This window comes from Nostoc sp. (assembly GCF_041747015.1).
GTDB lineage: Bacteria > Cyanobacteriota > Cyanobacteriia > Cyanobacteriales > Nostocaceae > Nostoc.
On the sequence record NZ_JBGTFY010000224.1, the window covers coordinates 1 to 13244 of the forward strand.

10 protein-coding genes and 1 pseudogene are annotated in these 13244 nt (G+C 38.9%); 1 reads left to right on the forward strand and 10 read right to left on the reverse strand.

Translation table 11 applies throughout. The features are described 5' to 3' along the window. Window positions 1-138 precede the first annotated feature (138 nt). Window positions 139-324 (forward strand): annotated as a pseudogene (locus ACEW80_RS17960) (hypothetical protein); the annotation flags it as partial. Window positions 325-488: 164 nt separating this feature from the next. Here ACEW80_RS17960 and ACEW80_RS17965 read toward each other — a convergent pair. From ACEW80_RS17965 to ACEW80_RS18010, 10 genes are all read right to left on the reverse strand, one after another. Further along, window positions 489-1829 (reverse strand): TldD/PmbA family protein, encoded by a 1341-nt coding sequence (locus tag ACEW80_RS17965; protein WP_373527899.1) that lies wholly within the window; start codon window positions 1827-1829, stop codon window positions 489-491. Between the two features lie 152 nt (window positions 1830-1981). Beyond that, a complete protein-coding gene (locus tag ACEW80_RS17970) occupies window positions 1982-3454 on the reverse strand; it encodes a TldD/PmbA family protein (RefSeq protein WP_373527908.1) in 1473 nt (490 codons plus the stop codon). 233 nt (window positions 3455-3687) lie between these two features. Then, window positions 3688-4830 (reverse strand): glycosyltransferase family 4 protein, encoded by a 1143-nt coding sequence (locus ACEW80_RS17975; protein WP_373527900.1) that lies wholly within the window; start codon window positions 4828-4830, stop codon window positions 3688-3690. 136 nt (window positions 4831-4966) lie between these two features. After that, complete coding sequence (locus ACEW80_RS17980) at window positions 4967-6343, reverse strand: hypothetical protein (protein WP_373527901.1); 1377 nt, start codon at window positions 6341-6343, stop codon at window positions 4967-4969. A 17-nt stretch (window positions 6344-6360) separates the two neighbouring features. After that, window positions 6361-7494: a glycosyltransferase family 4 protein gene (locus tag ACEW80_RS17985; protein WP_373527902.1), complete on the reverse strand. Its 1134-nt coding sequence runs from the start codon at window positions 7492-7494 to the stop codon at window positions 6361-6363. 205 nt (window positions 7495-7699) lie between these two features. Then, on the reverse strand, window positions 7700-8461 hold the full coding sequence (locus ACEW80_RS17990; RefSeq protein ID WP_373527903.1) for an FkbM family methyltransferase: 762 nt from the start codon (window positions 8459-8461) through the stop codon (window positions 7700-7702). Between the two features lie 27 nt (window positions 8462-8488). Then, the gene (locus ACEW80_RS17995) at window positions 8489-9193 is read right to left on the reverse strand and encodes a class I SAM-dependent methyltransferase (RefSeq protein WP_373527904.1); all 705 of its coding nucleotides are present in this window, start codon (window positions 9191-9193) and stop codon (window positions 8489-8491) included. Between the two features lie 233 nt (window positions 9194-9426). Continuing rightward, window positions 9427-10554 carry a glycosyltransferase gene (locus ACEW80_RS18000; RefSeq protein WP_373527905.1) on the reverse strand — a complete coding sequence of 376 codons (1128 nt, stop codon included), beginning with the start codon at window positions 10552-10554 and terminating at the stop codon, window positions 9427-9429. Beyond that, window positions 10551-11762 carry a glycosyltransferase gene (locus ACEW80_RS18005; protein ID WP_373527906.1) on the reverse strand — a complete coding sequence of 404 codons (1212 nt, stop codon included), beginning with the start codon at window positions 11760-11762 and terminating at the stop codon, window positions 10551-10553. The genes ACEW80_RS18000 and ACEW80_RS18005 overlap by 4 nt, the downstream gene beginning before the upstream one ends. A 636-nt stretch (window positions 11763-12398) precedes the next feature. Further along, window positions 12399-12965 (reverse strand): cyanoexosortase A system-associated protein, encoded by a 567-nt coding sequence (locus ACEW80_RS18010; protein WP_373527907.1) that lies wholly within the window; start codon window positions 12963-12965, stop codon window positions 12399-12401. Between the last annotated feature and the right edge of the window lie 279 nt (window positions 12966-13244).

Sequence of the window (13244 nt, forward strand, 5' to 3'; positions counted from 1 at the left end):
TAGCATCCAGAGGTTCAAAAACCTTGCACTTTCGTCGGCGAGCGCCGGGCAAATTGGGAAACTAAGCGACGAAACTACTATTTTGTAAGCTGTGTGGCTTCTAGATTCGCTCTGGAGACTTATTCAGCAAGCCCTATATATATCCGCTTGCTATATCCTGTTGGTAATATTCTACCTATTGGTCACAAATATCAAGATTTTCCTTTTGTTGTTTTTAGAAGTTATAGCCTGGAAGAAGTTAGGCAAAAAATTTTTACAGGCAAATATATTTTAAGTTCTAATGAGTTGAATATATTGAATTTGATTCTTTCTCAAGAAGCTTAATACAACCAAAAGCTTATATTTTTGGCAAATGGCTTTGTTGAATTCCGAGAGTACTTCCTATATAACTGCCATTAGCGTTGGTGATGAATACTAATGGAAAGTCATAATTTCAAAAGGATGAGTTAAGAGTTATATTCAACTCCTAACTCTGCAATTCCTAAGTTTTATTCCCCGGTAATCGACAATTCATTAACCCAGATTTTCGGGCAAACTCCCCCTGGCGTTAACTCCACCTCTTTTTCTACATAAATAATTGATTTTAAGAGTTCTAAGAAATCGCCAGCAACTGTTGCTGACTCAATACTCGTTTTGACACCCTTATTAACTAACCAACCATCAAACGGCAAAGAAAACGAACCTTGCAAGGATTTAACTCCTGCATGGAGAGCTTGTAAATCATCGATAAAAATCACATTTTCAGCAGTGTCTAAGCTCAACTCTTCCTCAGGAGTTGCTGTTGTAAAAACGTGATAAAAATTGGGACTAACGCTGACTTTTGCCCCAATACTGGCATTACCTGTTGGCTGGGTATTTAACCTTTTAGCAGTGCCTGCGCTGTGGAGAAAGCTTGTTAAAACACCATTTTCAATCAGCGAAATCTGACGGGTGGGAGTTCCTTCACCATCAAAAGTTTCTGCACCAACGTTAGCTGGGTGCAGTGCATCATCAAAAACTGATAGCAAAGAGGAAGCAATTTGCTTCCCTAAATCATCAGCAGTAGATAGGCTTTGATTGTCCAAAATACTTTGGGCATTGAACAAGTTAGAAAAACTACCCAACAGACTTAAGAAAGCTTCCGCTGAGAAAACAACTCGATATTTCCCAGTTTTGATTTTTTCATAATTCAAGTGGCTGATAGTTTTATCGGCGGTTTCTTTGATGCAACCATTGATGTCTAGTTTATTTAAACTTTGGTTAATTCTAAAAGCGCTTGCACCGCGAGGTTTTTTTCCTTCTTCCTCAGTTTTGCTGTAAAGGTAAACTGATGCTAAAGAGTGAGATTCAGTTCTCACTGCACCGTCGCTATTTAGATAAAACCTGTCAATATCTCTTTGCGATAATCCATTGTAAGGTACACCTTTAATTGCTGGATGAGCTGCCAATAATTCTTTTTCAGCTATCAACAATCTTTCTATGAGTTCAGCAATGGGTGCTTGGGATGCCTTATCCTGAGGTTTATTTGCAATAGGAACAGTAGCTTCTGGACTAAAATCAGGAACATTTTCCTTAACCCCAAAGAAACTTGCTTCATAGGCAGTTTTCAAAGCTAATTCCAGTCCCTTCGCATCTACATCTGTGGTGCTGGTGACACCCATTGTATTATCTTCGTTCCATACACGAACAGTAACACCAGAGCGATTTGAGGCTTTGACTTGTTTTGGCTCACCTTGGTCTACTTGCACGCTGGTATCATCTACTGTTGAGCCATAAATGTCAAATTTCTTAATACCAAGCTTATTAGCATTGTCCTTGGCAGAATTTGCAATTTCATTGATATTCGGCATAGTCAATTTTGGATTTGGGATTTTCTTGCTCCCTGGTTCAGCCTGGGAGTGTAATATTGGAGTGCTTCTGACTCTTAGATAAAATAAGTGGCAGAGCCACAAAGAAGGCGTTTCCAGGTAGAACCTGGGAACGAGTAGACAATTTGACGAGGTTATCGTCCACCTACGGTAATAGAATCAACCTTGATATGGGGTTGTCCTACTGTGGTGTAAATACTCCCACTCACCGAGCCACAAAAACCTGGTGCAATTTCCAAATCCTGAGAACACATAGAAATTTTATTCATAATTTCCTTGGCTTCACCGATAAGAATTGCGCCCTTTAACGGTTTGGTGATTTGGCCATTTTCAATCAAATAAGCTTCATCAACACTAAAGTTAAATTGACCTGTAGCACCAACGCTACCACCACCCATCTTTTTACAGTAAATACCTTTATCAATAGAGGCAAATAATTCATCAATGGTGTATTCGCCAGAATCAATATAAGTATTACGCATCCGGCTAGCAGCGGCAAAGGTATAGTTTTGGCGGCGTCCACTTCCAGTTCTAGGGTGTCCGGTGCGTAAAGAACCGGTTCTATCTGCTAAGAAGTTTTTGAGAACGCCTTTTTCAATTAATAAGGTTCTTTGAGCAGGCATACCTTCATCATCCATGTCAATAGTGCCGAAGGCATTTTCAGAGCGTCCTTCATCCCAGGCTGTCAAACTTTCGTGGGCAATTTTTTCGCCTTTTTTGTCAGCAAAGGGAGAGGTATTGCGTTCAATTTGAGTGGTTTCTAGCAGGTGTCCACAGGCTTCATGGAAGATTACGCCACCAAAGTGATTGGCCATAATGATGGGGTAAGTACCTGATTCCACGTAATCTGCGTAGAGCATTTTTCCAGCAGATTCTGCTATTTTCTCGGCGGCTTGTTGAGAATCCCAGGTTCTTAAGAAGTTGGCATCGCTAGTGTTACCAGCGCGATCGCCAATTGAGGTACGATTAGCACCATCAGCACATAAAAGGTTAAATCCTACTGATTGGGTGAGACGAATGTCACGGGCAAAAGTCCCATCACTGGCAGCGATTAAAATTTCTTGCCAATCCCGGAAATAAGTAGCGCGGCGCGATTGGATGTGGCTAGCTTTTTGCTTCAGGTGGGCAGTACCATCAAGAAGGAGTTCTCCCATTTCTCGGATGGAGCTACACACTGGTAGCCATGAATCTTTGCCTCTTTTGGTAGCGTAATCTCTCAGTAATTCCAGGTTGATTTCTGGGATGAAAGCTTTAGGAGTGGGTAGTTGCAATCCCAGGATAGAAAGACCTTTTTCTAAGGCTGCTTTCAAACCGGAAAATGAAAGGTCATTGGTGCTAACGTAGCAGTCGGCTTTACCGCGAAACACTCTGACTCCCGCGCCTGTAGATAGACTGGGTGAAATACTAGTGATGGAGTCATCTTCTGCAAGACAACTAATATAGTTGCGACGTTCTAAAAATAATTCGATGAAGTCAGCACCAGCGGCGCGTCCTAGTCCCAAGAGGGTAGCCAGGGGGGCTTCCCAGGTTTCATCGAAACGCTCTAGTGTAGAGGAATATTGGAGGGTGGGAAGTTGATTCGAGAGAAGTAGCGTACTTGTAAGCATGGGTAGCCTCGTCTGCTGGCGTAATTCAGAGATTTGACTGAAAAATCCTGGTGTATTCACTCTAGCAAATTTACTCGACTGGCATCTTGACCAATTCTTTGAAAAGTAGCTTGCCAGCTTTTACCCTTGTGCAATGTTTGAGCAAGATATAGAATTTACTCTTCCATTATTGTTCTAGCTTTTTTATAGTGATAATGATTATGGACAGAGTTTTAAGAATCTTTGTGCAAATTTCATAACTTTACATCCTGCTCAAATTTTTCCAAAATGCTCTTTGCCATATCGTCCCAAGTATAGTCTCGCAACTTTTCTGAAAGGGACTTTACCATCTTGTTATAGTGGTAGGTATCTTTGCGCCATTGGCGAAGTCTTGCCTCTAAATCTACCGCATCTTCGGGGTCAGTCAATAACAAGTTACTTAGCTGGTGCGGATAGCGTTCGGCCACCCCAGAATTAGCACTAACTATAGCTGGTAAGCCACAACATAAGGCTTCATGTACTCCTAAACCATAAGCTTCATAGCGAGTCGGAGCAACCAAGCAATCTGCCGCCCGCAACAAATCTGGGACATCAGAACGAAAACCTAAGAACTGAATGCTGGAAATACCTGCTATTTCTGCACGACGTTGCCATAGTGCTAGTTCTGCACCAACCCCAATCACTACCAAGTTAGCATCCCAGTCTGGGGATGCACACAACTGTTGCCAAGCTGCAAAAAGTGTATCGAATCCTTTGCGGCGATCGCCTAAAGCACCAATAAATACTACAATCGGTTTGTCTTGCGGCCACCCTAACTGATAACGCAATTCAGTTCGTTGTTGAGGGGTTGCTGGATAAAAGATTTGCGGGTCAATGCCATAGTAGATTCTATAAAGCCGCTGCTGGGGAATGCTTAATTTCTCGATCAAATGTTGTTTTGTTCTATCTGAATTGACCAAAATTATCCGCGCTGATTTTAGGGCAAGTTGTTCTGCGGTTAGAAACATTCGACGAGAAACCGACCCCTTGAACTGACGCAGTAACCCTACTTGATACTCAGGTTGATAAGCTGCATGAACGTAATGCACCCAATTAACATCTCCCCATTGGCAGTTACCTCCATTAACCAGCACCCTAGCCCCATCCACAGCAAGACGATGCGCTTGAAAGCGTCCTACCCAATTGAGCAAAGGATTGCTAAGTAGATAAGACTGGGCTACTTTTGGCACCTGATGAAATTTAACATTGGGATAAGCTAACAACTCACTCGCTACTCGATGAGCTACTAGATGTACCTGTTGCCCTTGTCTTGCTAGGTAGTCAGCCAAAGCAAAATTAGCTCTGTCCATCCCACCCGTTCTGACAAAATCACCTGTTACCAGCAGATAAGACTTCATAAAGGCATCAATATGTTATGGCGGTTCTCAGTTGAGTGAGGTACAAGAACCCCACCCCCAACCCCCTCCCCGCAAGCGAGGAGGGGGCTATGATGTACCTCATGTGATTAATAAACGCTATATCGGCACTAATAATTTATAGCCGAACAGTTTTTAATAATTTGTTATCCACAATTTTGCTATTGCTAGCAGCCGCAAACAACACGGCATTTAATAACCAAAACTCCATTCCACCCTGACTCATAAACAGAGGATAGTTAAAAGTAATTGCCATAGCCCCAATGTCGTAAGCAAAAATCAACCCGCCCCAGAGTGCAAAGTCACCTAATTGGCGATTGATAGCAATTTTCCAAGCAGTCTGACATGCTAAATAAAGTGCAGCAACATAAGCAAATATTAGTGGGACTCCCCCATCAAGCAGCCATCCTGTCCACTGGATTTCTGCCCAAAGCGGTTGGGACACTAGGTCAGTATTATCGCCAAAATAACTGTTTATTATTCCCCAACGCCCTAAACCTGCCCCCAAAGGATACTGAGGTAGCAGCGTTTCAATAGTATTCTGCAAAAAAATACCCCGATTTTGATAGTAAACCTTTTCAGGAGAACTAACAAACAAGCTAGAAAACCTTTGCAAAGTTGAATTCCCGCCAATTGCGATCGCCCACCAAAATGTGGCTACAAATAGGGCTGTCACACCTGAAACCATCGCCGTTAAACGCGCAATTTGACCCGTCCTTACCAACACCACTGCTAAAAAGACCATAGAAACAGCAGCTAATACCAAAACAGAACGAACTTGAGTTAGGTAAATGCAAAATAGACCAATGGCAGCGCTACCTATGCCGACAATCCGTAAAATTGGGTTTTTGTATTTGAGTGCGATCGCCACACCGAATAAAAAAGCATAAAAACCTGCTATTGCTGCTCCTCCAGGTATATCAGTTAAGCCCATTGGTCTGTAGACCTGTTGGCCATTAGCTAAAGTAATTAATAAGTTATCTCCTCCATAAGTACTGTTCTGAATAGTTGTAGATAGTGATAATTGAAATTTCCCAGGAAAATATACCTGTAAAACTCCAACACTGGCACTCAGGGTATGAAAGCTCCACATCAAAAACATTAAGCTTTGAAAACCAATCTGTGTAATTTTTAAATTTCTGACCCAAAACAGAGGACTGAGAATAGCAAGATACATAGCACATTGAGCCACCCCTGCCGTCATTGAATTAATGTGGGGGTGTAGGCACAGCTCTAACAGCATGATTCCTAATACTACAATTGCTGGATTAGTAGCAGGATGTTGAGAACCTTTTGGGCGTAGCCGTGCTAATAAAAACAGACCCAAGGCAAAGGAGGCAATCCGCATCGGCACACGGAAAACACCGATTTCTGGGAACAGTAATAATATTTGAAGGCTAAATTGTAACAGGATAAAAGTGTGTGCCCATGTCCAGTTTAGTTGTGCTGCTATGGGAATGGAATTGAATAAAGACTGTGTTGTTTTGAAAGTCATTAAATGTCTCTTTCTATTTAAAAAGATTCCAGTGTAGTCAACAACTTTGAACTGATGTGACACCAGGCAAACTCACGAGAAAATAATTCTTTTGCCCCATCAGAAAGCAATTTTCGCTGTAAAGGATTTGACGCTAACTCTAACACTGCTTTAGCAAAATCATCAGGTGCTTTGACATCGGCTAAAAAAAGTGCTTTTCCATGCTCCCGCATCAGCATATTATCTGTAGCTGGACCAAATGTGGTCACAGTTGGTATTCCATGCTGAAGACCAGTCATAAGAGAGGTACGTCTTGTTGATACTCCTTCGTCAATTGGCACTAGATAAATATCCATTGCGTTAAAGCGACGCGAAACTTCTTCAGGCGATAATGGACCGTCAGCTAGAAGAGGGAGATTGCTTAGATAAGTTTTGGCTCCAGATGGATCGAGGCCAATATACAAAACTACAACATCAAACCCAGCTTCAATAGTTTGATTTACAGCCTTGATAATCATCTCGAAACTATATACTCTTTGAATACGTCCAAACAGCCCAAGAACTATTGTTTGCGGTGAGATACCTAAGGTCTCACGAACTTCATTTCTATATACAGATATTTGGGGAATATTGGAACTTACTGGCAGATGTTGAATAATTTTATTTGGAAACCAACTAGTAAGTATAGGAACCCAAGGTTCTATAACAGTAAAAATCGCATCCGCAGGACAGCTAAGTAGCCACAATTGGATGTTTAAACATTTCGATAATGCTGCTGTTTTCCAGTTACGAACTTGTATAAACGACTCATGTACAATAACTCCTATTCTAACTTGCGGACATAGCCGCTTGAGTATGTTTATTGCCAGAGGTATATATGGATTTAAACCATAAGTTGTGCCATAACTAAACGGGTCATATTGAAGGATAACCCAATCAGGTTTATCTGAAAGAATAAAATTAATTATTGAAAAAAAACTCTGAGGTTTCACATAGCTAAATATCTGTTCTACTTTGAATTGTGGAAAAGTGTCTACTTCCCCAAATGCCACTAAAACCTTAATTTCAAGTATTTTTGCTAACTCTGATGCCAGATGGGCAGTATGATCGCCAACTCCCGATATTTGCGGAGGAAAGGTGGAATTTATGAAATATAATTTTTGAATTGTCATTTTGTTAAAAAGCTATCTCAGATTAAAACTAAGAATTTAAGTTTTAGTTAATTAGTTAGTTTTGAAATTCTTAATTGCAAGTCAAGTTTTTCTGGTTTAACAAAATATACTTAAGTCACAAATTCATGAAAATGTCGTAAAAGCTTTTATTTTTCTAATTTTTAAACCTATTTACAAAAATCGATATTTAATAGTGTCTGTCTATTTAGTTCTTCCATGCCCAGATAATTCCTGCATTAACATACTTAAGTTTACCATCTGTAACTTTATAACCTAGAGCAGTTAACCGATCTGAACACCATTGATGACCATTAGGAATTTCTTCTGTATTATGCCATTCCAAAACAATAGTATAAATATTAATTGTTTCAAAACGTTTATCATTTAGAATCGCATATTCAGAACCTTCAATATCCATTTTGAGCAAATCAATTGTTTTCGTTCCAATCCATGTAAAAAAATCACAAACCTTTATTGGTAAGTAATCTTTTTCATTGATTCCTACAACTTTAGATTCGTTCTCTTGATTTGTTAGAAACATTTCAGAGTTGCAATTAGAAACAGCCTCTTCTACAACTTGAACTTTATTTAACAATGAATTAATTTCTAAATGCCGATGGATCATCAGCAAATGTGCTGGATGTGGCTCAAATGCAACCAAATTAGCATTTGGATATTTGTAGTTAAAGTCAATAATAGAATAGCCAACGTTAGCACCAATATCAACAATCAATGACGGTAAAATTTCTGGAACTTGCATCGGCTTTTGATAAGCTTCATCTACAAATATTTCATAAGCTGTTGCTAAGTCAGTTGTAGGTAAAGGACGGATTACGATTTTCTTCTTATTTTGTAACTTTAATGTAATTTGCTGACTTCTACAAGATAACCTCCATAGTAAATAACGCCAATAGTCCGACCGGACTAAAAAATCACGTAGCCATTTTTTTCTATAATTTGTTCTCATACAAAATATCTTTACTTGGTATACAAATTACTTGTAAATCTTCAGTTTTTGCCCTACGCAAAGAATATTATCGCTGAATGCGCCTCCGTGAATACTTAAACTTTTAGGCCAGTGCCACGGTGTAAAGGGCATACGACCACGACGGCTATATTCTATTTGAAGTTTAGTTAAACTGCACTCCGTAAATATGCGGATTAAATCGATTTCCAACAATGCGGTTATGTGCGTTGGATAAAGACCAGGCGCTTCCTGAAAAGCGTTGAACTGATTTTTTAGTATTAAAGTCAACTTACTGAGCAAGCTTAACTGATTGGGAGTAGTGACAATCACCAATCCTCCTGGCTTGGTTAACCTGACCAATTCGCGGATAAAAGCCCGTGGGTTTTCTAAGTGTTCAATAATTTCAACCGCACAGACTACATCAGCACAGTCATCTGGCAAAGGTGCTTTACCGACATCCAAATTAAAAGGAATAAATTCTGTATGTATCGGTAAATCAGCATAACGTACAGCATCTACACCAACATAATAGTCGAAGCGATCGCTCACAAATGACCAGAGCTTGCCGTTACCACAACCAACATCTACTAATACACCACATCCGGGATGTAATTTCTTCACTGTTATAGCTACCATTTGGTAAACAGGTTCACTACTGCCACCCAGGCTTTGTAATGCCCTGTTTTCCACATCCATTGATATTGTTTGTTTTTTTTCATCAGATAAAATCATGCTACAGCCTCATAGTAATTAATGGATATTCAATATTGCCCAGTTGAAGATATCTACGAGTCAACCCCCACCACGATTTTGTAAATATGATAGCCTTCCAAATTTCAGTAATGCGACCAATATGTAATATTGCTTTCTTCCATCTGCTTAAATTCATAAAATTTACTTCAACATACTCTGGTAAAAATGCTCTAAAACGGAAATCCAATTAAATTAGTATGCGGTTGATACTATCAAACAATGACTTCCGCTTTCTGCAAAGTAGATAGAAGATTGTAAAGTTGAGTTATTTGCCTTTGCGGATTACAAAGATATTCAGCCCGTGCTTTGCCTCCAGATGCTAGAGATACTCTTTCACTAGGATTAGAAATCAGTATTCTTAAAACCTGACTCAAAGCATCAATATTATTGGCTGCAACCAAACGTCCACAGGAATCATCAACAATTTCTACCGCTCCCCCTATGGCTGTTGTCACTATCGGTAAGCCTGCATAAAGTGCTTCTACAAAAGCAATTCCAAATGGTTCTGCACCAGTATTAGGTTGACAGTGAATGTCAGCAGCAGCCAACAAACGGGGTACATCATTGCGTTGTCCTAAAAATAGCACGCGATCATCAATACCGAGTTGTTGTGCTTGCACCTCCAGTTCTTGCAGATATTGAGCTTCATGAGGGCGTTGCACTCCTCCAACTATCCAGCAGTTCCAACCTGATAAATCGCGCAATTGTGCTAAAGTGGAGAGTAGCATACTTTGCCCCTTCCACCTCTCTAAACGAGATGCCTGAATAATTACTATTGCATCATCTGGCGTGTTGAGTTCGGCTCTCACAGCGTGGCGAATTGAAGAATCATTACCAATATCAGCATAGGCTACTGGCAAATAAAGAGTATTGCTATTAACTTTAGGATAGAGTTTTGGCACAGCAGCCTGGGTATAAAGACTATTAGCAATTACCAAGTCTGGTATAACCCTTTTAGCCCAACGCTCTAAAGGATGCTTACCATTCGGCACATCATGACACCAAAAGATAAGTGGTAAATGGTTAGACCTGATAACTGGCCCAAAAATCGCTTGTGGCCAGCAAGAATGACAAATCACAACATCAAATTGTTCTCGCCTCAATAATTGCTGGAGTTGCAATCTAGCTTTCCATATCGTCCAAGGCCGACTAATCCGCACATTACCAAGTAGATGAACATTTGCATCCAAGCTTCGCAATTCATTTGCTAATCGACCCTCAAAGCATAAAGCGAAATGAGGCTGCATCTGCATACACAAATTTCGCTCTTTTTCCAGAGTTACCAATAGTGTTTCTATCCCGCCAAATAAGTTTCCCGCATAAATATGCAAAAGTTTCATAACAAATTGACTGGTTTTGGTATACCCGTATAGTTCCACTCTTGACTCAAAACTTTTTTATAGAATTCAAAACTTTGTTTAGCCATAGTTATGTGATTAAAATACTCAGATCGTTTGCGGCTTGCCGTTGCCAACCGATGATGCAAAGCAGGTTCATAAAGCAGACGTTTTGCTGCTTGAGCTAAAGCAACCGAATCATTAATTGGTACAGTCAGTCCTTCTTGTTCATGTCGGCTAACCCAAGGAACACCACTACAAGGAATATTGGCATTAATTACAGGACAACCACTTGCCATAGCTTCAACTTGAACTAGACCAAATCCCTCACTACGTACATTAGAAGGAAACCAAAGAGATGTAGCAGCATGATAAGCACCTACAAGCTCATGCTCATTTATATGACCTAACCAGACAATACGGTTATCTACTCCTAGCTTTTTTGCTAGAGTTTTCAATTTTTGTTCTAGAGGCCCAACGCCAACTATAATCAGTGTTCCTGACACCAAAGTTAAAGCTTCAATTGCTATATGCAGTGCTTTATAATAAACAAGTCTTCCAACTACTAGCCAAATTGTTTCTCCATATTTTTCTTTTAAATAATTCTTAAAATCAACTGCTATTGTATTAGGTTTAATATAATTTGAAAAGTCTATCCCAAGAGGAAGAATACTCAATTTGTCTTGATAAAAATGTAAGAACTTTGAACCTTGAATATACTGATGACTAGTGGTCAAGACTCTTGATGTTTGACTGTAAACTAAATATTCAAAAGGCCGTAATCCATACTTTAAAATTTTTTGCTTAATAATATCGCTATGGTGCGTAATTACCAAAGGTAAACGCCTCGGTAGCATACTTAAAGCTATAAGCATTGTTGGATTAGGAGTATGAAGATGAACTAAGGTATTCGGTTCATCAAGCAATCGGCAGAGGGTGCTAAAAATTTCAGGGCAGAAATCAAATCGTGCAAATGAGAAAGAGCGACCGAGACGTGTAATTTTCACATCACAATCTACTTCATTAACGGTCTGAGTTTTAGTAGACAAACGTCCGTACTTATCAAAAGCATTTACACAAAGTACATGAACTTCTGCACCCAAAGCAGCTTGAGTTCGAGCCAGAGTTTGAACGTGTGTTTCAATACCGCCTCTGTCTGGAGGATAATATTTAGACAAATGAATGATGCGATGATTTAGTGTTTTCAACATCTAACTTAAATATGTTTTTGCTGTGTTTAAAATTAACTACTTTTTACTGATAGATAACTTTAAATGGTAGCTTACACCCATTAGAAACTCGGATCTTACTCATCAAGGTAGTGGCTTCTTCACGTTGATTTAAAAAATCAACTCGGAGTCCTATAGCAACTTCATTTATATTTAAAAATACATTAATTAGATATCAGGAAATATACGTAACTTTAGAAAATGACCCTAGTTAGATATCAGGAAATATACGTAACTTTAGAAAATAACTATAATTAGATATTAGAAAATATACATAAATTTATAAAATAAATATTTTTTTAGTAAGTTATTTTTAAATTTAATTAGGCTGAAGTTAATAAATAGCTATCATAATCTACTTCAAAGACCGAAAATCAGAATTTATAGTGTAATTCAGACTAATAATTATTAATAAGTAATCGGACAGAATCAATTATACAATGTCATTGCGATCGCTTCTCTACAAGACGCTCCGCGATCGCTTGCAATGACTGTAAATATTTTTGTACGCCTAGTTAGCTTACTAATTTTTAAAACTCAAGCACCAGTCCTCAAATATCACCCAATTTAAGGTTATGTGAAAAAAAGAAATCTAATTCCTAAGTTGTTACCAACTTTTTAATTTACATTCAGAAACAGAGATTGCCATGTAGCGTAATTATTAGTCCAAAATGATTCTAAAACTGGGTAAACTTTAGAATCGGCTACTTCATTTAACGGAACAGATAACTGTGTCCAGATACAACGGTTATCCCTGAGAATTTCTTTACCAAAAATCCAAGGTAATACACGACTCCAAGTCAAGTCATAAGTATATCTATTTTGCATAAATTGAGCCGAGGTAACGGTACTACCTCCACGCGGATTGATACAGGCTGTCAGATAAGCTTGTTTACTATCGCTGTACAGCAGATAGTAGCCAGTTCCTTTTACGTATCTAATATTTTTCTGATTATCTTTAGCCAGATTTGTATTTATCTGCTCTAAAAAAGGATTTGGTTCGCCTCTAGTATTCATGAGATAGCGCATCTGTAACTCTAGGTGCTGGTCATTTCTGAGATAGCTATAATCTTTTCCCGATCGCACTATCGCTGCATTAATATCTGTTGGAGTATTAAGTTTTTGACCATTCTCAGATTTAACTTTTACTAGCTGCCAATTATTCAAATCAATTGAATCTGGCAAAATAGAGGTATTTAGCGATCGCTTAGTAGCAATTAAATAAATAGTAGTTAATATAATTGTTACCCAAGTAACGATCAGAAATAAAATCCTTTTTTTATTTACTGTAATTGGAGCGGTATAGTCGTATTTTTCTGTAGAATACTATACTTTTGCAGTTTTTACTATTTGTGGATGAGTAATAATACTCATGGCATGAGAAGAGGATTTCTTTAAAAACTAGTTCACTAACGCGTCGGACTAGTTATTTTTTTTACATAACTAGGTTGTTTCACACTTAAT

What these genes read in the sequence shown, in the direction of transcription:
- ACEW80_RS17995 (WP_373527904.1), bottom strand. Translation starts at nt 9,193, where the DNA reads ATGATTTTATCTGATGAAAAAAAACAAACAATATCAATGGATGTGGAA.
- ACEW80_RS17980 (WP_373527901.1), bottom strand. Translation starts at nt 6,343, where the DNA reads ATGACTTTCAAAACAACACAGTCTTTATTCAATTCCATTCCCATAGCA.
- ACEW80_RS17990 (WP_373527903.1), bottom strand. Translation starts at nt 8,461, where the DNA reads ATGAGAACAAATTATAGAAAAAAATGGCTACGTGATTTTTTAGTCCGG.
- ACEW80_RS17965 (WP_373527899.1), bottom strand. Translation starts at nt 1,829, where the DNA reads ATGCCGAATATCAATGAAATTGCAAATTCTGCCAAGGACAATGCTAAT.
- ACEW80_RS17970 (WP_373527908.1), bottom strand. Translation starts at nt 3,454, where the DNA reads ATGCTTACAAGTACGCTACTTCTCTCGAATCAACTTCCCACCCTCCAA.
- ACEW80_RS18005 (WP_373527906.1), bottom strand. Translation starts at nt 11,762, where the DNA reads ATGTTGAAAACACTAAATCATCGCATCATTCATTTGTCTAAATATTAT.
- ACEW80_RS17985 (WP_373527902.1), bottom strand. Translation starts at nt 7,494, where the DNA reads ATGACAATTCAAAAATTATATTTCATAAATTCCACCTTTCCTCCGCAA.
- ACEW80_RS18000 (WP_373527905.1), bottom strand. Translation starts at nt 10,554, where the DNA reads ATGAAACTTTTGCATATTTATGCGGGAAACTTATTTGGCGGGATAGAA.
- ACEW80_RS17975 (WP_373527900.1), bottom strand. Translation starts at nt 4,830, where the DNA reads ATGAAGTCTTATCTGCTGGTAACAGGTGATTTTGTCAGAACGGGTGGG.